Origin of the sequence: Streptococcus sanguinis, assembly GCF_013343115.1 — a bacterium.
GTDB lineage: Bacteria > Bacillota > Bacilli > Lactobacillales > Streptococcaceae > Streptococcus > Streptococcus sanguinis_H.
The window spans coordinates 969403-991471 of record NZ_CP054570.1 but is presented as its reverse complement, the minus strand read 5'-3'; the positions used below and the strand labels follow the sequence as shown (position 1 = coordinate 991471).

Sequence of the window (22069 nt, the reverse complement as noted above, 5' to 3'; positions counted from 1 at the left end):
AACATGGAAGGCAAATGGAAGATTCTTCTGGTTCTGCTTGGCTTGCTTGTCTGCTTTGGACTGGTCTATGTGATTGTGGGGAATGGTAAGCAATCATCTCCTGAACAGATCAAGAAAGCCTCTATGAGCAAGACAGAAGCTGTATATCAACAAAAACAAGAAGACGTCAAGGAAGAGGACAAGCGGGAGATTTATCTGGCTGGCGGCTGTTTCTGGGGAGTAGAAGAGTACTTTTCACGCGTGCCAGGTGTAATTGATGCAGTATCAGGCTATGCAAATGGTAAGGGAGACACGACCAAGTATGAATTGGTCTCTCAAACTGGTCACGCTGAGACTGTTCACATTACTTACAACGCCAAAAAAATCTCTCTCAAAGAAATTCTGCTGCATTATTTCCGCATCATTGATCCAACTTCTAAAAACAAGCAGGGAAATGATCAGGGTACCCAGTATCGGACAGGCATCTACTATACGGATGAAGCTGATCTTGAGACTATTAATCAGGTCTTTGATGAGGTTGCTAAGAAATATGATAAACCTTTAGCTGTTGAAAAAGAAGCTCTGAAAAACTTTATCAAAGCAGAAGATTATCACCAGGATTACCTAAAAAAGAATCCTAATGGATATTGCCATATCGATGTCAATCAAGCTGTTTACCCAGTTATCGAAGCTAGTCGCTATCCTAAGCCTAGCGATGAAGAGATTAAGGCTAAGCTTTCGCCAGAAGAATACGCAGTTACACAGAAGAATGACACAGAGCGGGCTTTTTCTAACCGCTATTGGGATAAGTTCGATGCTGGTATCTACGTGGATGTGGTGACGGGAGAGCCTCTCTTTTCATCGAAGGATAAGTTTGACTCTGGCTGCGGTTGGCCAAGTTTCACCCGTCCTATCAGTCCAGATGTAGTGACTTACAAGGAAGACAAGAGTTTCAACATGACTCGGACGGAAGTTCGCAGTCGGGTTGGAAATTCCCATCTGGGCCATGTTTTCACAGACGGTCCTAAGGACAAGGGCGGCTTGCGCTATTGCATCAATAGTCTTTCAATTAAGTTCATTCCCAAAGCTGAGATGGAGGAGAAGGGCTACGGTTACCTTTTGGATTATGTTTAAGAGCATTTTGATTAAAAATTTGCTATAATAAATCCAGTATAAATAAGGAGTTGAATCTTGTGTATTCAATTATGATTGTAGAGGATGAGTATCTGGTAAGACAGGGAATTGCGTCCTTGGTAAACTATGAACAGTTTGGTATGCAAGTCATTGCCCAGGCTGAAAATGGAAGAGAAGCTTGGCAGAAGTTTCAGAAAAATCCTGCTGACATCCTGCTAACCGATATCAATATGCCACAGATGAACGGCCTCGAACTGGCCAAGCTAGTCAGAGATCAGGTTCCTACTTGCCATATCGTTTTTCTGACGGGCTATGATGATTTTGACTATGCTCGGACGGCCATTAAGCTAGGTGCTGATGACTATCTGCTAAAGCCTTTTTCCAAGGATGATGTTGAGGAAATGTTGGCCAAGGTGCAGACCAAGCTTGATAAAGAACGCAAAAAAGCCCAGATTCAAAACTTGGTCGATCAAGGTCAACGTTCTGAGTTGGAAGAGGCTATTCATGCGCGTCTAGCTGATTCAGAATTAAGTCTGAAAAGTTTGGCTTTCCAATTGGGTTTTAGTCCGTCCTACCTAAGTGTTCTTATCAAAAAAGAATTAGGCTTGCCTTTTCAAGATTATCTGATCCAAGAGCGGATGAAAAAAGCAAGGCTCTTACTCCTGACTACAGATTTGAAGATTTATGAAATAGCAGAGCAGGTAGGTTTTGAAGATATGAACTATTTTTCTCAGCGCTTCAAGCAGGTGGTCGGGCTGACACCTCGGCAGTTTAAAAAAGGAGAGGAGAAATGAAACGATATCCGCTTCTTATCCAGTTGATTGTCTATATTTTTCTGCTGGTTCTTTTACTCTTGGGGGTTGTTGGGAGTCTTTACTATCAAACTAGCTCGGGGACTATTCGACAGCTGACAGAGCGGACGACGCGTAATAGCATGGAGCAAAGTGGGCAGTTCATTGCTTCCTATTTGCAGAAATTAAAACAAACCACCTCTACACTAAGCAAGGAAGAAACGATTCGTAAATTTGCTCAGAATCAAGAAAGCAGCGAAACGGCAGTTCAGTCTTTGATGAAAACCATCATTGAGACAGATCCGGATTTGGTGTCGGCAGTATTGGTTACCAAGGACGGGCGCGTGGTCTCGACAGATTCTCAAATCAGTATGCAGACTTCCTCTGATATGATGAATGAAAAATGGTATCAGGAAGCTGTCCATACCAGAGCCATGCCTGTCTTGACTCCTGCTCGCAAGGAGTCTCTGTCATCTGAGAAGGAGAAGTGGGTTGTTTCTGTCACTCAGGAAGTGGTGGATGAAGCAGGGGAGAATCTCGGTGTTTTGCGTCTGGATATCGGCTATAACAGTCTCAAAGCCTATCTGGATCAGCTTCAGCTAGGGAAGAAAGGCTTTAGTTTTATTGTCAATAGCCAGCATGAATTTGTCTATCATCCAAAGAAGAGTGTTTATTCCTCCAGTCAGGAAATGAAAGCTATGCAGCCCTATATCTCGGTCAAGGACGGTTACGCAGATCAGAAACAGGCTTTTGTCTACCAGATTGATATTGCGGACAGCGACTGGACTTTAATTGGCATTGCTTCATTAGAGCAATTGCAGATGCTTCAGTCACAGATGCTTTATTCTTTTGTGGGAATGGGCATTTTAGCACTCCTGATGTGTTTGACTGGTATTTGGTTTGTCCTGCGTTTGTGGATTAAGCCTCTGCAGAATCTGCAGGCTGTCATTCTGAAGATTGGCTCGGGCGACTCAAACCTTCGGGCAGAAGCAAAGGGTTCTCCAGAGTTGGTTGACTTGGCTCAGCAATTCAATAAAATGTTGGATCAGATTGAACAGCTGATGGAAGCTGTCAAGACTGAAGAACAAAATGTCCGACGCTATGAGCTCCGAGCTCTCTCAGCTCAAATCAACCCCCACTTCCTTTATAATACCTTGGATACCATTGTATGGATGGCTGAGTTTAACGACAGCAAGCGTGTTGTTGAGGTAACAAAGTCACTTGCTCAGTATTTCCGTTTGGCTCTCAATCAAGGACACGAACAGATTGCTCTTAAAGATGAGATTGATCACGTTCGCCAGTATCTCTTTATCCAGAAGCAGCGCTATGGTGACAAGCTCCAGTATGCGATTGAAGAGGATCAATCTATAGCTGATTATAAACTGCCCAAGCTGGTACTTCAGCCTTTGGTTGAAAACGCCATCTACCATGGCATCAAGGAAATTGACCGACAGGGCATGATTCGCGTTACTGCGGCAGCAGAAGAGAAGCAGCTGGTACTGTCTATCTATGATAACGGCTGTGGCTTTGAACTCCGCGACTCTACGGACAAGACTCTCCCTCGCTTAGGTGGTGTTGGTCTGAAAAATGTCGATCAACGCTTAAGATTGCAGTTCGGAGAAGACTACCATATGGAAATCCAGTCCGAACCAGATAAATTTACCCAGATTAGTCTTTATTTGCCGCTAGTTACAGATGATTAGGTCTATTAAGTTTTAAAATATTCAAGCCGGTAGAACTTTCTCCGGCTTTTTACTGTTTGAAAAAATGCACTATTTTTGCTGTTCATCAAGCAGTTTTTCTCTTTTCCGAGTCACACAATGTTTGCAAGAAAATTACCGTAGCAGATTTGTGAAAAATCTATAAGATTCATTTATAATGATAAGTGAATGTATATTCTACGTAAGTAGTTAGAGGAGAGTAAATGGAATCACCTTTATTTTTTGTTTCAGTTTTTTTAGCGGGTATTTTGTCCTTCTTTTCCCCTTGTATTTTTCCCTTATTGCCGGTTTATATTGGCATTTTATTGGATGACAAGGAGGTCAAGACCCTAAAAGTATTTGGCCGGGAGCTTGCTTGGCAAGGCATGGTCAGAACGCTCTTTTTCATTGCAGGCATCTCGACAGTCTTCTTTTTGCTTGGCTTTGGAGCTGGATTTTTAGGAACTATTATTTACAGTCCGACCTTTCGTTATGTGATGGGCGGCCTCATCATTCTGCTAGGTCTGCATCAGATGGAGCTTATTAATATTCGTCAGTTACAGATTCAAAAGAGCTTGACTTTTAAAAAGAACGGCCAGAAACATCATTTTTGGTCTGCTTTCTTACTGGGGATTACCTTTAGCTTTGGTTGGACTCCCTGCATTGGTCCGATTCTCAGCTCAGTCTTAGCCTTAGCAGCTTCAGGTGGGAATGGTGCTTTTCAGGGAGCAATTTTGACCTTGATTTACACTTTGGGAATGGCCCTGCCTTTCCTAATCCTAGCTTTGGCATCTAGCTTTGTTATGCAGTATTTTAATAAAATCAAGCCTTATATGGGCCTGATGAAGAAAATCGGCGGAGCTCTGATTATTCTGATGGGAATTCTGCTGATGTTAGGACAGCTTAATGCCCTGTCTGGACTTTTTGGATAAAAGGAGAGAAAGAAATATGAAAAAATTCGTTACATTATTAGCAACTGTGTCAGCTGTAGCCTTTTTGGCAGCCTGCTCAGAACAGGAGGATAAGCCTATGACTATGCCTACAACCAGTAGTTCATCTAGCGAAGTTGCTCAGACAAGTACAGTCGCCCAAGCAGCTGTCGGTCAAGAGGCACCTGACTTTACTTTGCAGTCTATGGATGGAAAAACAGTCAAACTTTCTGACTACAAAGGCAAGAAAGTTTATCTAAAATTCTGGGCTTCTTGGTGTGGACCTTGTAAGAAGAGTATGCCGGAATTGGTCGAATTGGCTGGTAAAACAGATCGTGATTTTGAAATCTTGACAGTTGTAGCACCAGGTCTCCAAGGAGAGAAATCTGTCGAGGAATTTCCAAAATGGTTTCAAGAACAAGGTTATAAAGATGTACCAGTTCTGTTTGATACTTCAGGAGAAATTTTCCAAGCCTATCAGATCCGCAGTATCCCGACTGAATTCCTCATTGACAGTCAAGGGAAAATCGGTAAAATCCAGTTTGGAGCTATCAGTAATGCTGATGCAGAAGCAGCTTTCAAAGAAATGAAATAAAGCAAAAAAGAATGGACTTATCATCCATTCTTTTTAAGTTTGTAAGGTAATTAAGCGCTAGCACCTGATGTTGCATCAGCTCCTCCGTCTCCATGACCTCCATCGCCTCCAGCATCAGAAGCACCAGAAGTAGCGTCTGCGTCTCCATGACCTCCGGCAGGAGCAAATGGTCCGCTGCCTCCAACCAAACGTTGACCAGTTTCTTTTAAGTACCAGTCAAGCCATGGTTGGAAATTAAAGACGATTTCATTGATACCTGCGTATGATCCGTCAGGATAGTACATAGCTTGGTAGTTGTGGGTATTGATAACGCCTGCAGGTGAACCTGGGACGATTGTACGTACGTATTCTTGGTTTCCGTTGCGAAGTGTTCCGATAACCCACTCTACATTTTTCATCCGAGCTGGTGGAAGAGAACCATGAACGGTTGACATGCGGCTACCTGACTGAGGTGGCACACGTTTGGCAAACATGGTGTCTGGGTCTTGGTGGGCGTTGTTGTAGTAGAGGAATTGATTGTTATCGTCAGCGTACGTCAATTCAAACGGCATAGCCTTCAAGAACATATCAATCTGGTTAACGGTCAAGATACCATGGTCGAGTTTGACATAAGTATCGCCTGAAACAGCGCCGGTGATTTCAGCGACTTTTTCCACCCATTCTGGATCATCTGGATCAACTTCTGTAATTGTCGTAGCGATTGGTTTTCCGCAGTCTAAGTCTTCAGGTTCAATTGGTTTTGGTTTTTTCAATTTTGAAACGACCTCTACATATTTGATAAAGTTATCTAAGCATGTTTCAAGGAAATTCACAGTTCCTTCGTTGGTAATATTGCCATCATTGTCAAAAGCTTCCTTAGCTTTGCCCAGCAAGAACTCATTACCTGGAAGAGTGTATGCATTGACACCAGGAGCGTCTAGGATTTTACGCAGGTGAACTTGAGCACGAGAAGTTCCTTGGTCGTAGTAAGAAGCACCGACAATCATGACAGGTTTGTTTTCGAAAGGATGAACCTCGTAAGAGAGCCATTCTAAGACACTCTTTAAAGGAGCGCTGATAGTATGATTGTGCTCAGGGGTTGCGATAATGACACCGTCTGCACGTGTGATTTTGTTATACAAATACCGTAATTGGAAGCTTTCATCCCATTTTTCATCCTGGTTAAACATTGGGACTTCATCGATTTCCAAGACTTCCAATTCAAATTTAATTTTGAACTGACGGCGGATGAATTCCAATAATTTTCGGTTATATGATTGTTCGTAGTTTGATCCTACAATTCCAACAAATTTCATTCTTTCGGTCTCCTATCTTACAATTTTTCCCAGTTGAATTCTTCAGCATCTTTGCGAAGCAATTCTTGTGCATTGCGCAATTTTTCAGTGATTTTGACAAAGATACGGAAGTCATCAAAGATAGCATCCAACTTTTTGACAACGTCAAGATCTACCAAGTCTCCGCTTTGGTCAAAAGCTTGAAGAGAATGCGAAAGCAAGAACTCATCTGGAAGGACAGTTGCCTTGATTTCTGGAGCGTTCAAAATTTGACGGAGCTGCAACTGTGCACGAGAGGAGCCAAGTGTACCATAAGAAGCACCAGTGATCATGACTGGCTTGTTCAGCAATGGATAGATTCCGTAAGAAAGCCAAGCTAGGGCGTTCATGAGCACAGCTGGAATAGAGTGGTCGTACTCAGGTGTACCGATAAGTACGCCATCCGCAGCATCGATTTTTTCGGCAATTTCTGATACCAACTCAGGGACGTTTCTGTCAGCAGGTTTATTAAACATTGGGATATCTTTAATCTCAACAAGCTCGATTTCAGCCTTATCAGCGAAGTGCTTAGACATATATTGAAGAAGTTGCCGGTTTGTAGAACGTTTAGAATTTGTTCCAACAATTGCAATAAGTTTTAACATAAAATTTCCTTTCTGAAATGAAGATACAAATCCCTCGTAAGTGCATTTATTTTTCTTGAGGCAAGTAAAAACCTGAAGAAAGAGAGGGTGTTTTTTAATGGGCATTAGTTATAAAAGCTAGAGCGATAGAAGTACCGCTTAGTGCTGTAGCAAATTCATCACTTTTGAGAATTAAGAAGCAGTAATTATCTGCTCTAAAAGACCTGAGCTACAGAAGAGCTGACTGTCTTGGGTGATTATCAAGGCTTCAATCCCTGCTTGCTCTTCAATCTGAGACAGAATTGATGTCGGACTTTCACCAAATAGACGGGTTGTCCAGATTTCGCCATCTACCGACTTGTCTGAAACAATGGTCAGACTAGCCAATTGATTTTCGATAGGATAGCCTGTTTTGCGATCCAGAATGTGATGGTAGTTCTGCCCTTCAACTGTAAGAGTTCGCTCGTAGATTCCTGATGTGACCACTGACTGATTGGTGACAGCTAGTATAGCTGAATGATTTCCGCGAGGCTGCTTGGGATTTTGGATGCCAATTCGCCAGGCATGCTGGCTGACTGCATTTTGCCCAATTGTCAGGACATTGCCACCAAGATTGATAAGAGCAGAGGTCACTCCCTGACTCAGCAAATAGTCTTTAATCTTATCAGCGATATAACCTTTAGCCAAGGCACCTAAATCCAGCTTCATGTCTTTCTTAGTCAAAAAGACACTACAATCTTCTGGATTCAGCTCAAGGAAGTTTGTGTCAGTTAAGCTCAGAGCTTGCTGAATCTCTTCTGTGCTTGGAAGACGAGCATCTGAAAATCCTATCCGCCAGGTCTGAACGAGAGGGCCAATAGTGATATTTAAGTGGCTGCCTTCTACTAGGCTGTGATATTTCCCCAGCTCAATCAGCTCAAAAAGCTCTGGATGAACTGAGACACTTTCAATTCCTGCCAAATGGTTGATAGTCATAAGTTCAGAGTCTTCATCATTGGCACTGAAGCGATTTTTATAGACATGAAGCAGTTGGACCGCCTCATCTAAGAGTATTTCCGCTCGCTCATGACAGAGAGATATGCAAATCGTACTTCCCATCAAATGGATTGAGCGAGAAGCAAAGTCCACATTATCACAACCTTTCTAAAATTAACCTCTCTAACCTTATTATATCAAAAAGATACCGGTTTCACAATCTTAAAATTGTTATATTTTCAGAAAATTAACTTTCGCACAAAGCTGTATTTTCGAAGCGATAAGACAGTGGTGGTAAAGCTTTTTAGGCAGTATAAGAATTTTTGAAAATCTCGAGCAAATTTCTTGTAAACGCTCACAGGAGATGATATACTGGTCTAGTAAATTATAAATTAAGGTAGGACTATTCTTATGAGTAAAATCGTTGTAGTTGGTGCAAACCACGCAGGTACAGCGTGTATTAATACAATGTTGGACAATTATGGTTCAGAAAACGAAGTAGTTATTTTTGACCAAAACTCAAACATTTCATTCTTGGCATGCGGAATGGCTCTTTGGATTGGACAGCAAATCAGCAAGCCAGATGGACTTTTTTATGCAGATAAAGAAACTTTTGAAGCAAAAGGCGCAAAAGTTTATATGAATTCACCAGTTGAGTCAATTGATTATGATGCGAAAAAAGTTACAGCTATTGTAGACGGTAAAGAGCATGTAGAGTCTTATGACAAATTGATTTTAGCAACAGGTTCTCAGCCAATTTTGCCTCCGATTAAAGGTGCTGAAATGGATCCTAACAGTCGGGAATTTAAGTCAACCTTGGAAAATCTGCAGTTTGTTAAATTGTATCAAAATGCTGCAGATGTTATTGAGAAATTGCAAGACAAGAGCAAACATATCGAACGTGTGGCAGTAGTAGGTGCTGGCTACATTGGGGTTGAGTTAGCAGAAGCCTTCAAGCGCCTTGGTAAAGAAGTGATTCTGATTGACGTTGTGGATACTTGCTTGGCGGGTTACTATGACCACGACTTGTCTGAAATGATGCGTCAAAATCTTGAAGACAATGGTGTTCAATTAGCCTTTGGCCAAACTGTTCAAGCTATTGAAGGTGAAAACAAGGTAGAACGCATTGTAACGGATAAAGCTAGCTATGATGTAGATATGGTCGTCTTGGCAGTTGGCTTCCGTCCAAACACTGGTCTTGGTGCTAACAAGTTGGAAACATTCCGCAATGGTGCTTTCTTGGTGGATAAGAAGCAAGAAACTAGCATCAAAGATGTTTATGCAATCGGTGACTGTGCAACTGTCTACGATAACTCTATCAACGATACAAACTACATCGCCTTGGCTTCTAACGCCCTGCGCTCTGGTATCGTAGCAGCTCATAATGCTTGCGGTCATGAATTGGAGTCTAACGGTGTTCAAGGTTCTAACGGTATCGAAATCTTTGGTTTGAAGATGGTTTCAACTGGTCTAACTGAAGAGAAAGCAAAACGCTTTGGTTACAGCCCAGCTGTGGTTGAGTTTAAAGATACTCAAAAACCAACCTTCCTTGAAAAAGTTGAGCATCATGATGTAACAATTAAGATTGTCTATGATAAGGACACGCGTGTAGTTCTTGGAGCTCAGATGGTTTCTAGAGAAGATATGTCTATGGGTATTCACATGTTCTCATTGGCCATTCAGGAAAAGGTTACAATTGATAAATTGGCCTTGCTGGATCTCTTCTTCCTGCCACACTTCAACAAACCATACAACTACATTACTCAAGCAGCTTTGAAAGCAAAATAAGAAAATGAGTCTGGAATAATTTCCAGACTTTTTTGTAGAGCCTGTAAAAAGAAAAGTGAAAGAAGAAATTTATATTTCATCTGTTTATCAGGCCTGCTTTGTGCTAGAATAGTGGTAAAGTAACAATTTAGAGGAGATTGGGAATGGCAAAAGAGTCTATCTCGCAAGAGGACGATATCAAGAGAGAATTTAATTTCACAACTCATTCGATTATTTCCCAGGTTTTGCGAGGTGTCTTAGTTGGGATTTTTGCTGGACTGGTAGTCGGGATTTTCCGCTTTCTGATTGAAAAAATCTTTCATTTAGTGCAGGATGTCTACCATAGGAGTCAGCAGTCTTTGCTTTGGTTACTGGCCTTGGTGTTCTTTTATGCTTTCATCGTCTTTCTCAACGCTCGCTGGGTAAAGTCAGAGAAAAACATTAAGGGGTCAGGGATTCCGCAGGTTGAAGCAGAGCTGAAAGGCCTGATGTCACTTTCTTGGTGGAGTGTTCTCTGGAAGAAGTTTGTATTGGGGATTTTAGCCATTTCTAGCGGTCTGATGTTGGGTCGAGAAGGACCAAGTATTCAGCTAGGCGCTATGAGCGGCAAAGGCGTCTCTAAATTTCTGAATTTGAGTGCTGCTGAGGAGAGAGCGCTCATTGCTAGCGGTGCAGCAGCAGGCTTAGCAGCAGCTTTTAATGCACCAATCGCAGGCCTGCTTTTCGTAGTAGAAGAGGTTTACCGTCATTTTTCACGCTTTTTCTGGGTTTCTACGCTGGCGGCCAGTCTAGTTGCTAACTTTGTCTCACTCTCCATGTTTGGCCTAACGCCAGTGCTGGACATGCCGGATAATATCCCGGTCATGAAGCTGGAGCAGTATTGGATTTACCTAGTCATGGGCTTGCTGCTAGGTTTGTCAGGTTATATTTATGAGAAAGTCATTTTGAATATTCAGCAGGTTTACCAGTTTTTGGGGCGCTTGTTTAGGATTTCAGAAGCTTATTATCCTATTCTGGCCTTTGTCTTGATTCTTCCGATTGGTTATTTCCTGCCTCACTTGCTGGGCGGGGGCAATCAGTTGATTTTATCATTGACCGCTAGTCATTATACTGTGGGAACCTTGCTCTTATTTTTTATTCTGCGTTTTGTCTGGAGTATGTTAAGTTATGGAAGCGGCTTGCCGGGTGGCATTTTTCTGCCTATTCTAGCTCTGGGTTCACTGCTTGGCGGAGCAATGGGGGCGGTCTGTCTGCAGCTAGGTTTGATTTCTCAGGAGCAATTTCCGATTTTCATTATTCTGGGTATGAGTGGCTACTTCGGTGCCATTTCTAAGGCTCCACTGACAGCCATGATTCTGGTCACAGAGATGGTCGGCGACATCCGTAATCTCATGCCTCTGGGATTGGTCACTCTGACATCTTACATTATCATGGATCTGCTAAAAGGAGCGCCAGTCTACGAAGCCATGCTGGAAAAAATGTTGCCAGACAGTATCGAGGACCAGGGAGATACGACTTTAATTGAAATCCCTGTTTCTGAAAAGATTGCTGGTCGGCAGGTGCATGAGCTAAACTTGCCTGATGGGGTCTTGATTACCATGAATGTCCACAAGGGCAAGACTCAAACGGTCAATGGTAGCACGCGCCTCTATCTAGGAGATACGATTTACTTGGTGCTGAAAAAGACGGAAATCGGAAAAATCAAAGAAGAGCTGCTTTAATGGTCTTAATATATAGTTTTTGATTAAATTGTCAGACAATTTCTTGAAATATGAGAGAAAAACTGGTATAATTTACAGGAAATAATCTCTATCTAGGAGAGAAAACAAAGGAGTCACCATGAAAAAACTTGGCATCGTCCTATTTTCAACAGCAATTTTACTGACTGGCTGCGCAGCCAACAACTCTTCAAACAAGACTGGCTCAAGTAGCCAAGCATCCAGCAGCCAAACGGCTGTCAATCAGAAAGAATTGGACAAGGCGACGGCAGATTACAAAACGTTTGTCCAAGGACAAATTGATCAGCTCCTGACAGATACGGAGAAGTTTCGTGATACTCTTAAAGAAGGCAAGCTTGATGAGGCTAAAAAGCAATATCCGCTTATCCGGATGGCCTACGAGCGCTCGGAGCCGATTGCTGAGAGCTTTGGTGAATCAGATGTTAAAATTGACTTCCGCTTAGTCGACTATGTGGACGAAAACAAGACCGAAGAAGGCTGGTCTGGTTTCCACCGCATTGAAAAAATCATGTGGGAGCAAAACACAACCAAGGGAACTGAAAGCTATGCCGATCAGCTGGTCAACGATATCAAGGAGCTAAAAGCTAAAATCGCAACAGTTGAAGTGACGCCGGATATGATGCTGACAGGTGCTGTTGACTTGCTCAATGAAGTAGCGACCAGCAAGATTACAGGCGAGGAAGAAGTTTTCTCTCATACAGATCTCTATGATTTCCGTGCGAATATTGAAGGAGCAGAAAAGATTTTTGAGCTCTTCAAGCCATTGATTAAGGATAAGGACGAGAAACTTGTTAAAACCTTGGAACTTGAGTTTAAAAACGTCAACGGTCTTTTAGACAAGCACATGACCGACTCGGAAAACTACAAGCTCTATACAGAATTGACAAAGGAAGACACCAAGGAGTTGGCAGAAGCAGTGACCAAACTGGGTGAGCCTCTTTCACAAATGGGAGTCATTCTAAACGGGGAGTAATCATATGACAAACGACGAAAAATGGTTTAATAAAAAGATGGATCGTCGTGAATTTCTTAAAAAAGCAGGGATTGGAGGCGCTGGTCTTGCACTGGGTGTCTCTGGTGCATCTGCTTTTTTCGCTAATCAGGCCAAGGAAGATAAGAAATTCGCTGACGGTGAGGAAGAAATCAGCTTCTATGGAGAACATCAGGCTGGTATTACAACTCCGATGCAGAAGAATATCTACTTTGTTATTCTGGATTTGCATACGACAGATAGGGAGACCATTGTCCAGCTCTTCAAGGACTGGACAGCCTATAGCGAGAAGCTGGTAGATGGAGAATTGGTCAAAAAAGATAATTCCAATGCTCTTTTGCCACCCACGGATACTGGAGAAACTGTTGGTCTCAACCCTTATCGACTGACTTTGACCTTTGGGGTCTCAGCCTCTTTTCTGAAAAAAATGGGCTTATCAGACAAACGACCTAAGGCTTTTCGGGATTTGCCGCCTTTTCCAAAGGAGCAGCTTAAAGAAAAATATACTGGTGGCGATATTGTCATCCAAGCCTGTGCAGATGATGAGCAGGTGGCCTTTCATGCGGTCCGCAATCTGGTCCGTAAGGGGAGAAATGCCATCACTATGAGGTGGAGTCAGTCAGGATTTGCTGCTATCGGAGACCGGATGTCAACACCTCGTAATCTCTTTGGATTTAAGGACGGTACAGCCAATGTAACCAAAGAAAAAGACTTCGACAAGGTCATTTGGTGCGATAGCAAGGACTGGATGCAGGGCGGCTCTTACATGGCTGTCCGCCGAATACAGATGTTCCTTGAGACCTGGGACCGGACCAATCTGCAGGAGCAGGAAAACACTTTCGGCCGCTATAAAGATAGCGGAGCGCCTTTTGGCAAGAAAGACGAGTTTGACGAGGTTGACTTGGACCTGCTGCCAGAGGATTCACATGTCCGTCTGGCCAAGGAGGTTGATAAACCCATATACCGCCGGTCTTATTCGTACTCGGATGGGATTGATGAAACTACTGGTCAGTTCGATACAGGACTGCTCTTTCTTTCCTTCCAGAAAGATCCAGATAGCTTTGTCAAAGTTCTGACTAATCTAGGCGCTCAAGATAAGATGAATGAATATGTCACGCATATCGGTAGTGGTTTGTTTGCCTGCTTTGGTGGAGTGAAAAAAGGAGAATACCTTGGTCAAAAATTATTTGAATAAAAGTCTGTTGATATTAGGCCTTTTGCTGATCTTTTTGGCTAAGCCGGTTTTAGCGGACGATAGCTACAGCAGTCTATTCGTCAAAATTACTGATGCTGGCACTGCCGTCAAGCTGAAGGATCAGGAAAAAGCCAAGCAGCTAGTCGGAGAAATCAAGACTGACTTTGAAAGGGTGGCTAATCACGACTCTGCAGCGGGGCAAGAGGTAAGCAAGGCACTAGACTTATCGGGTCAGGTGACGGAGGAGAAGCTGACACAAATCTCTTCGGCCCTCTTGAAATTCGAGAAAGAGCAGAATCCAGTCGACTTAGAGGCTGAGAAAAAGAAGCTTCTCAGTAAGCTAGAGCCAAAATTTGAAAATCTACAAAAGGCTATTAGTGCTAAGGATTTAGAAGCGACAAGAGAAGCATACAAGAAGATGAATAGCACCTGGACCACCAATGAAAGCGTAGTGCGAGACAACAGCACAGCCCATTACGGCAAGGTAGAAACAGCTATTTCATTCCTGCGCAGTGCCATTGAGACGGAGCCTACTGACTTTGACATGATTCAGTCTTCTTTTGATGATTTGAAGGCCGCTATTGATAATTTTGTCAAAGGTGAGAAAGTCCAAGAAGCTGCTGGCAATCTGACGCTGAAAGATGGAATTAAGCTCCTAGAGGAAGCCTTGAGTCTCTTTCAAAGCGGAGATGATAAAAAGGCTGCTGCCAAGATGAAAGAGTTCATCACCATTTGGCCAACGATAGAAGGAGATGTCAGTGTCAATAACCCTTCGCTTTATACCAAGGTAGAGAGTCAGACGCCTGTTATTATGGTCAAGGGGAGCGAAGAGAAGTATCAAAAGCAGCTAGAATCCTTGATTAGTGAGCTGTCCCAGATTGACACGACAGCTTCCTATCATTTCTTTGATGCTATGCTGATTTTACTGCGTGAGGGTGTAGAAGCGCTCTTAATCGTCATGGCTTTGATAACGACTCTGAAAGCCTCTAAGATGAAAAAAGGACTCAAATGGGTTTATGCCGGCGCAGCAAGTGGAGTTCTAGCCAGCGCTGTGATTGCGGCTTTGTTGCAGTTTCTTTTCCCAGCAGTTGCTTCCGGATCCAATCGTGAAATTATTGAAGGTGCAGTGGGAATTTTCGCTGTCGCCATGATGATATTAGTTGGTATCTGGCTACACAGCAAGGCATCTATTGAGAAATGGAATGACTTTATGGAAAGCCAAATGAAGGCTGTAACAGCCACAGGCAGTTTTATTTCGATGTTTGCTCTTAGCTTTCTGGCAGTTTTCCGTGAAGGAGCTGAGACCATTCTCTTTTATGCAGGAATTCTGCCGCGCATCACTATGACTGATTTCCTTTTGGGAATCGGCTTGGCCGTTCTGGTCTTGGTCTTGCTGGCCTTTATCATGAGCAAGGCGTCTGGTTTTCTCAAGCCACACAGCATTTTCTTCTGGCTGACTTGGCTAATCTACGCCTTGGCGTTTAAAATGCTGGGCGTCAGCATCCATGCCCTTCAGCTGACCAATATCCTACCGACTCACCTAATCAATGGCTTTGTGACAGTGGACTGGATGGGGATTTATCCAAGCCTAGAAGTGGTAGTTAGTCAGGCCCTCTTTATCCTGCTAGTCGTTTATGTTAGCTTTAAAAATCAGAAAAGCGAGCAGCAGCATGGATAAAAAAGAGCAGACTATTATTGAGCATTTGACAGAGTTCAGACGACGTTTTCTAGCGGTATTGGCTTGCTTCTTCATAGTTTTTCTGGCCAGCTTGCTTTTTTCGGCTGATATTTATCGATGGCTGACTAGTAATTTTGAGCAGAAGCTGCTGGTACTGGGGCCGGATGATATCCTTTGGATTTATATCAGTCTGGCTAGTCTGGTCGCTTTTTCCCTGACCTTGCCATTTTTGGTTTATCAGGTCTGGGAGTTTGTCCGACCAGCTTTGCGGGCCAATGAAGCTCGGGCTGTTTTCGCTTATATCCCGGCTACCTTTCTCTGTTTTGTTCTGGGGCTGGCTTTCGGCTTTTACTTTGTAACTCCGGCTATTTTGCAGGTCTTACTGTCGCTGGGGGAGGGTCTCTTTGAGACACGGTTAACAGCACAGAATTATCTTAGTTTCGTCTTTCATACCACTATTCCGATTGCTTGCCTTTTTGAGCTGCCAGTTCTTGTGTCCTTTCTGACTTCTATCGGTTTGCTCAATCCGAAATTTTTGGTAAAATATAGACGATACGCTTACTTCATTTTGCTGGTTTTAGCAGTTGTCCTGACACCCGCCGACTTTATCAGCGACTTGTCTATGACAGTGCCTTTGATTTTGCTCTATGAAGTCAGCACCTTGCTCAGTCGCATCATTTATCAAAGAAAATCAACGAGGAGAAATTAATGGGACTTTTAAAAGATATCGGAGTACCTGGGGTAATCATTATTATTCTGGGCGCCCTGCTTATTTTCGGACCAAAACGCCTGCCCGAACTGGGACAGTCTATCGGTAAAATGTTTTCAGAATTCAAAAAAGCAGTCAATCATGCTGGAGAAGAAGAAAAGACCGAGAATAAAAACGAAAAAGAGTAAAGGGAAAGCACGGATATCTGTGCTTTTTCTGCTAGAATCAAGATGGATTTTGGAAAGGAAGACGAATGAAAAAATTAGAAGAACGGATTCTCAGAGATGGACAAGTGTTAGGTGAAAATATCCTGAAAGTTGACTCTTTCCTGACTCATCAGGTTGATTTTTCATTGATGAAAGAGATTGGCCAGGTCTTTGCGGAGGCAGTAAAGGATGCAGGAATTACCAAGGTAGTGACCATTGAGGCTTCTGGTATTGCTCCGGCTGTTTACGTAGCAGAGGCACTGGGTCTACCAATGATTTTCGCTAAGAAGGCCAAAAACATCACAATGACAGAAGGGATTTTGACGGCTGAAGTTTATTCTTTTACCAAGCAAGTGACTTCGACCGTTTCGATTGCTGGGAAATTTCTCAACTCTGATGATAAAGTGCTGATTATTGACGATTTCTTGGCGAATGGTCAGGCAGCCAAGGGATTGATCACCATTATTGAGCAAGCAGGAGCCCAGGTTGAGGCAGTTGGCATTGTCATTGAAAAATCGTTTCAGGGTGGCCGTCAACTTTTGGAAACTGCTGGTTATCGTGTCCTTTCTTTGGCGCGAATCGCAGGATTTGATAAAGGGCAGATTGTCTTCACCGAGGCAGATATATAATTTCCTTTTCCTTTTGACTATCTGTCTGGCTTATAGTATAGTAAAGATAGTTGATATTCTAAAATCTAAGATCATTGATTTTACTTGGGTAGAAAAAGTTTGAGGGATTTCTATGCACCAAACTCATAATTTAAATCAGCGGATACGGCTCTTTATTTCTATTTTTTTGCCAATTTTGATCTACCAACTGGCCAATTTTTCTGCTTCATTTGTTGATACGACCATGACTGGTCAGTATGACACCTTGCATCTGGCTGGTGTTTCTATGGCAACTAGTCTTTGGATTCCATTTTTCGACCTGTTGATAGGGATTGTGTCTGCCTTGGTACCCATAATCGGGCACCATTTAGGGCAGGGGAAAAAAGAAAAGATTGCTTCTGATTTTTATCAGTTTATTTATCTTTCTTTGGGGCTATCGCTAATTTTATTTGCCTTGGTATTTGTGGGCGCTCCTCTAGTTTTGTCTCACCTTGGCCTAGAGCCTTTGGTAGAAGAAGTGGCAAAGAACTATCTTTGGTATCTAGCGCTCGGCATTATCCCTCTTTTGCTCTTTAGCACCATTCGTTCTCTGTTTGATGCTCTGGGGTTGACCAAGCTTTCCATGTATCTCATGCTCTTACTTTTACCTTTGAATGGCACTTTTAATTATGCCCTAATCTACGGAGCATTTGGTTTTCCAGAAATGGGCGGAGCTGGAGCCGGACTTGGGACTTCTTTGGCTTATTGGGTTTTGCTTCTCATATCCTTGTTAGTAGCAGTCAAACATCCAAAAGTCCGAACCTATGAGCTGTGGAAGATTCGACCGCTAGATAAAAAGGGCTTCATCGAAGGCATTCGACTTGGACTGCCTATCGGTGGAACTTTTTTTGCAGAAGTTGTGATCTTCTCGGTTGTTGGCTTGGTCATGGCTAAGTTTTCGTCACTAATCATTGCCAGCCATCAGGCGGCCATGAATTTTTCAAACTTAATGTATGCCTTTCCTATGAGTATTTCAACCTCAATGTCTATTATCGTTTCTTATGAAATTGGAGCCAATCGTCCTGACGATGTTAAGAAATTCTGTAAACTTGGGCGGCTGACGGCCTTGGGCATTGCTGGATTTACCTTTCTCTTTCTCTATATCTTCCGCGACCGAGTGGCTGCTCTCTATGGGTCGGATACCGAGTTTATCCGTATGACATCTGTTTTTCTGACCTACAGCCTCTTTTTCCAATTAGCAGATACTTTTGCGGCTCCTTTGCAGGGCATTCTTCGGGGCTACAAGGATACTCAGGTGCCATTTTACTTAGGTTTGATTGCTTATTGGGGAGTTTCGCTGCCTCTGGGGCTCTTCTTAGATTACTATACTAGTTTAGGCCCTTATGGATACTGGATTGGTCTCATTGCCAGCTTGGTGACGAGTGGCATTCTCTTTCAGTGGCGGCTTAATCGTTTGGCTAAAAATATTACAAATTAAAGAGTGTTGGTTTGTCCCTTTAGGATAAATTAGTGCTCTTTTTTTCACAATCTTTTGTTAAAATTAGATTAAAACATGAAAAACGCTTACATTTTTTCTAGTATATTGATTGTGAAAGGGAATCATGGACAATGAGCGCGAACACCTGCTAAATCTAGACAAGCTCCTGCGCCAGAGAATTGTAGGGCAAGACCAAGCTGTTCGAAAGGTTTCGGAGGCGATTTTGCGCTCGAGAGCAGGAATTCAAAATCCAAAGCGTCCTATTGGGTCCTTTCTCTTTCTGGGGCCGACTGGAGTCGGGAAAACTGCTCTGGCAAAATCCCTTGCTGAGCGGCTGTTTGGTAATGAGCTGGAAATGGTCCGGCTGGATATGTCTGAGTACATGGAAAAACATGCTGTAGCTCGTTTAGTTGGTCCGCCACCAGGTTACGTCGGATTTGAAGAGGGAGGACAGCTGACAGAAGCTGTTCGTAGGAGGCTTTATTCGATTGTCTTGCTGGATGAGATTGAAAAAGCCCATCCGGATGTATTCAACACACTGCTGCAAGTCTTGGACGAAGGACGCTTGACAGACTCTAAAGGCCGTACTATTGACTTTAAAAATACTATTTTGATTATGACAAGCAATATTGGCTCCCAGCAGATTTTGGAAAGTCTCAAAAGTGAACAGGGACTGACTTCTGAAACGCAGGATGAAGTTCTATCCTTGCTGCAACATAGCTTTAGACCAGAGTTTTTAAATCGGATTGACGAGACGGTTATTTTCAACCCTCTAAGGGCAGAAGATATTGTCAATATCGTAAAGATTTTGGTTCGGCAACTTCAGGAGAGACTGAAACAACAGAAGATTCAGCTTCATCTGAGCGAAAAAGTCTATGCTTTTTTAGCCCAGAAAGGCTACCAGCCAGAGTTTGGTGCTCGCCCTATTCAAAGAAGCATTATGCGCTATCTAGAAACACCTTTGGCTCGTTATTTGGTCGAAAATAAGGAAACAACTGAAATGACAGTTCATGTCAGTTTGAAAGATGGGCAACTGGATTTTAATTATTTGGTATAAGTTTCTTTCGGAAAGTAAGCGCTTACTATATATAGACAAAGAAAAATGAAGAAAGGAGGTTTATCTTTTTTAGAGCAGACTGTATTTTAAGATTTCGAGATGAGTCTTAGATATATGAATAAATAATGAGATACTTTTTTGTATCTATAGCCGACAGCAATCATTTTGATTGTTGGAGCACCCTTTGCATTTTATGAAAGGAGGCCTGTTTTGTCTGTTTATGATGTTTTGATTATCGGTGCTGGACCGGGTGGTTATGTAGCTGCTGAAGAAGCAGCTCGTTTGGGTAAGAAGGTGGCCGTAGTAGAAAAGAAGTCTATCGGCGGAACCTGCCTGAATGTAGGATGTATACCGTCTAAGGCCTATCTCCAGCATGGTCATTGGTTACTGACAATGGAGGAAGCCAGACGTTATGGGATTGAGAGCAAGCTTGAAAGGATTGATTTTGAGAAATTGGTAGACCGAAAGAACCAGGTTATTGCCAGTTTACAATCTGGAATTCATGCTAGCTTTAAGTCTTTAGGCATTGAGTATATAGAAGGTCAGGCCAAGTTTGTCAAAGACCGAACTTTCTCCGTCAATGGTAAAGAAATCAGTGGCAAAGATGTGATTTTGGCTACTGGCAGTTATCCTTTTGTGCCTCCTATCAAGGGATTGGAACAGGTTGACTATCTAACGACGGATACGTTTTTTGACTTGAGGGAGCTTTCTGAGAAGTTAGTCATTATCGGAGGTGGCGTTATCGCAATTGAGCTAGCTTTCGCTATGGCTCCTCTGGGTGTTGAGGTCACTGTTATCGAGGTTGCGCCGGAAATTCTTTTGACTGAAGAAGTAGAAGCGAGGCATGTAATTCAAAAGAAACTAAAAAAAATGGGGGTGATGATTTATCAGGGAGCGCAGATAAAGGAAGTAACTGGTAATTCTGTCTTGCTTGAGAACGAGCAGGTTGCTTTCGACCATCTTTTGGTCGCTACTGGCCGCAAACCAAATCTAGAGCTAGCACAGGATATGGGTTTAGCTTTGACAGAGCGAAATTTTGTCCAGGTGGATCAATACTACGAGACATCAAAAGAGCATGTGTATGCTATTGGTGATCTCTTGGAATCTTATATGCTTGCCCACGTAGCTAGTGCAGAAGGGATAAAGGCTGTAAGAGCTATCTGCCGGAGAGCTGAAGAAGCAGTTGATCCGCTGGGTGTCCCCCGTTCGCTCTACACCAGTCCTGAAGTAGCTTCTTTTGGCCTCAGCAAGGAAGAGGCTGAGAAGGCTGGATATGATGTTCAGGTTCAACAGTTGCCTTTCTCTTATAATGGGCGGGCAATTGCTATAGGTGAGACAGAGGGCTATGTCAAGCTAATCTCAGAAAAGAAATACCATCTTCTACTAGGTGCAGTCATCGTTGGTCCGAACGGTACAGATCTTCTGCAGAATTTGATTTTGCTGAGACAGGCTGAAGCAACGCTGGATCAAGTTCTTGAAACAGTTTTTGCCCATCCTACCACATCAGAACTAATACAAGAGGTCGCTAAAAGACTCGTTCAGGACGATTAATGAGGAGGTAAAAATATGTCAAATTATAAAGATTTACCACAACAATTGAGCAAAACAAGAAACCAAAGTGCTGTATCAGAGCTAGTAGATTTAAAAGTCTATGATGCTACTGAAGTTGAAGTAGAGCAGGTTTCCAAAGAAAAAGCCAAGACCATGTATAAAACCATGTGGGATATCCGTAATTTTGAGGAAAATACTCGGCGTTTCTTTGCTGCAGGACAGATTCCTGGTTTTGTTCACCTTTATGCTGGAGAGGAAGCGATCGCTACTGGCGTCTGTGCCAATCTGACAGACCAGGACTATATTACCAGTACTCACCGGGGACACGGTCACTGTGTTGCTAAGGGCGGAGATTTAAAGGGAATGATGGCAGAAATTTTTGGCAAGGAGACTGGGCTTGGAAAAGGAAAAGGCGGATCTATGCACATCGCCGATTTGGACAAGGGAATTCTCGGTGCCAATGGTATGGTTGGTGGAGGCTTTGGTCTAGCTACCGGTGCTGCTATGCGCAACAAGTACTTGAAAACCGATAGTGTGGCTGTCTGCTTCTTCGGTGACGGTGCAGCCAATGAAGGAAATTTCCACGAATGTCTCAATATGGCATCAATTTGGAAACTGCCAGTTATCTTTGTCAATGAAAACAACCTCTTTGCAGAATCGACACCGCAATGGTATTCTTCAGCGTCTGGCACCATTGCTGAGAGAGCGGCTGCTTATAATATGCCCGGCGTTCGGGTTAATGGTAAGGATTTATTTGCTGTCTACCAAGTAGCCAAGGAAGCTGTAGAGCGGGCTCGTAGAGGTGAAGGACCTACCTTAATTGAAGCTGTAACATATCGGGATCATGGTCACTTTGAAGGGGATGAGCAGAAGTATAAGGCTTTGGAAGGTGAAGAAAAAGACTGGGCTGATGTGGATGCTCTAGATGTCTTCCGTGACTACGCTATCGAGCATGGCCTCTTGACTGAAGAGGAACTTGATGCCATATTAGAGGAGTCTCGAAAGGATGTGGAAGAAGCTATCAAATTTGCTCAAGACAGTCCGATTCCTCGTTCCGAGTCTCTGCTGGAAGATGTATTTGCTGGTTGATA

19 protein-coding genes and 1 pseudogene are annotated in these 22069 nt (G+C 43.0%); 17 read left to right on the top strand and 3 right to left on the bottom strand.

What is annotated here, in order from left to right:
• The first annotated feature begins 3 nt into the window (after positions 1-3).
• The 5 genes from msrB (at position 4) to sdbB (ending at position 5128) form a co-directional block, all read left to right on the top strand.
• On the top strand, positions 4-1113 hold the full coding sequence (gene msrB / locus FOC72_RS04910; RefSeq protein ID WP_002895558.1) for a peptide-methionine (R)-S-oxide reductase MsrB: 1110 nt from the start codon (positions 4-6) through the stop codon (positions 1111-1113).
• A 59-nt stretch (positions 1114-1172) separates the two neighbouring features.
• The gene (locus FOC72_RS04905; protein WP_002895557.1) at positions 1173-1907 is read left to right on the top strand and encodes a response regulator transcription factor; all 735 of its coding nucleotides are present in this window, start codon (positions 1173-1175) and stop codon (positions 1905-1907) included.
• Positions 1904-3607 (top strand): cache domain-containing sensor histidine kinase, encoded by a 1704-nt coding sequence (locus FOC72_RS04900; RefSeq protein WP_002895556.1) that lies wholly within the window; start codon positions 1904-1906, stop codon positions 3605-3607. The genes FOC72_RS04905 and FOC72_RS04900 overlap by 4 nt, the downstream gene beginning before the upstream one ends.
• Before the next feature lie 221 nt (positions 3608-3828).
• The gene (gene ccdA2, locus FOC72_RS04895; RefSeq protein ID WP_002895555.1) at positions 3829-4536 is read left to right on the top strand and encodes a thiol-disulfide oxidoreductase-associated membrane protein CcdA2; all 708 of its coding nucleotides are present in this window, start codon (positions 3829-3831) and stop codon (positions 4534-4536) included.
• A gap of 16 nt (positions 4537-4552) precedes the next feature.
• The gene (sdbB, locus tag FOC72_RS04890; protein WP_032914169.1) at positions 4553-5128 is read left to right on the top strand and encodes a thiol-disulfide oxidoreductase-associated lipoprotein SdbB; all 576 of its coding nucleotides are present in this window, start codon (positions 4553-4555) and stop codon (positions 5126-5128) included.
• 50 nt (positions 5129-5178) lie between these two features.
• Here the strand turns inward: sdbB and FOC72_RS04885 are convergent, their stop codons facing one another.
• The 3 genes from FOC72_RS04885 to FOC72_RS04875 form a co-directional block, all read right to left on the bottom strand.
• Complete coding sequence (locus tag FOC72_RS04885) at positions 5179-6423, bottom strand: NAD(P)H-dependent oxidoreductase (RefSeq protein ID WP_002895552.1); 1245 nt, start codon at positions 6421-6423, stop codon at positions 5179-5181.
• A gap of 17 nt (positions 6424-6440) precedes the next feature.
• Entirely contained in the window at positions 6441-7046 is a 606-nt protein-coding gene (locus tag FOC72_RS04880) for an NADPH-dependent FMN reductase (protein WP_002900396.1), read from the bottom strand.
• A 171-nt stretch (positions 7047-7217) separates the two neighbouring features.
• Positions 7218-8153, bottom strand: a complete 936-nt coding sequence (locus FOC72_RS04875; RefSeq protein WP_002895550.1) for an FAD:protein FMN transferase — start codon at positions 8151-8153, stop codon at positions 7218-7220.
• A 258-nt stretch (positions 8154-8411) separates the two neighbouring features.
• Between FOC72_RS04875 and nox the strand changes: the two genes are divergently transcribed.
• The 12 genes and pseudogenes from nox to FOC72_RS04815 all read left to right on the top strand — a co-directional run bounded on the left by nox (position 8412) and on the right by FOC72_RS04815 (position 22067).
• On the top strand, positions 8412-9788 hold the full coding sequence (gene nox / locus FOC72_RS04870; RefSeq protein WP_002895549.1) for a H2O-forming NADH oxidase: 1377 nt from the start codon (positions 8412-8414) through the stop codon (positions 9786-9788).
• 143 nt (positions 9789-9931) lie between these two features.
• On the top strand, positions 9932-11488 hold the full coding sequence (locus tag FOC72_RS04865; RefSeq protein ID WP_002895548.1) for a ClC family H(+)/Cl(-) exchange transporter: 1557 nt from the start codon (positions 9932-9934) through the stop codon (positions 11486-11488).
• A gap of 118 nt (positions 11489-11606) precedes the next feature.
• On the top strand, positions 11607-12479 hold the full coding sequence (efeO, locus tag FOC72_RS04860; RefSeq protein ID WP_002895547.1) for an iron uptake system protein EfeO: 873 nt from the start codon (positions 11607-11609) through the stop codon (positions 12477-12479).
• A gap of 4 nt (positions 12480-12483) precedes the next feature.
• Positions 12484-13692, top strand: a complete 1209-nt coding sequence (efeB, locus tag FOC72_RS04855) for an iron uptake transporter deferrochelatase/peroxidase subunit (protein ID WP_002895546.1) — start codon at positions 12484-12486, stop codon at positions 13690-13692.
• Positions 13670-15370, top strand: coding sequence for an FTR1 family iron permease (locus FOC72_RS04850; protein WP_002895544.1), 1701 nt, complete (start codon positions 13670-13672; stop codon positions 15368-15370). Before efeB ends, FOC72_RS04850 begins: the two co-directional genes overlap by 23 nt.
• Complete coding sequence (gene tatC / locus FOC72_RS04845; protein WP_002895543.1) at positions 15363-16079, top strand: twin-arginine translocase subunit TatC; 717 nt, start codon at positions 15363-15365, stop codon at positions 16077-16079. Before FOC72_RS04850 ends, tatC begins: the two co-directional genes overlap by 8 nt.
• A complete protein-coding gene (locus FOC72_RS04840) occupies positions 16079-16267 on the top strand; it encodes a twin-arginine translocase TatA/TatE family subunit (RefSeq protein WP_002895542.1) in 189 nt (62 codons plus the stop codon). The genes tatC and FOC72_RS04840 overlap by 1 nt, the downstream gene beginning before the upstream one ends.
• Positions 16268-16332: 65 nt before the next feature.
• Complete coding sequence (locus tag FOC72_RS04835; RefSeq protein WP_002895541.1) at positions 16333-16914, top strand: xanthine phosphoribosyltransferase; 582 nt, start codon at positions 16333-16335, stop codon at positions 16912-16914.
• Between the two features lie 112 nt (positions 16915-17026).
• Positions 17027-18370, top strand: coding sequence for an MATE family efflux transporter (locus tag FOC72_RS04830; RefSeq protein WP_002895540.1), 1344 nt, complete (start codon positions 17027-17029; stop codon positions 18368-18370).
• Between the two features lie 115 nt (positions 18371-18485).
• Positions 18486-19427, top strand: a pseudogene (locus FOC72_RS04825) (AAA family ATPase); the annotation flags it as partial.
• A 210-nt stretch (positions 19428-19637) separates the two neighbouring features.
• Positions 19638-20978 carry a dihydrolipoyl dehydrogenase gene (gene lpdA / locus FOC72_RS04820; protein ID WP_032914168.1) on the top strand — a complete coding sequence of 447 codons (1341 nt, stop codon included), beginning with the start codon at positions 19638-19640 and terminating at the stop codon, positions 20976-20978.
• 15 nt (positions 20979-20993) lie between these two features.
• Positions 20994-22067 carry a thiamine pyrophosphate-dependent dehydrogenase E1 component subunit alpha gene (locus FOC72_RS04815; protein ID WP_002895537.1) on the top strand — a complete coding sequence of 358 codons (1074 nt, stop codon included), beginning with the start codon at positions 20994-20996 and terminating at the stop codon, positions 22065-22067.
• The last annotated feature ends 2 nt before the right edge of the window (positions 22068-22069 follow it).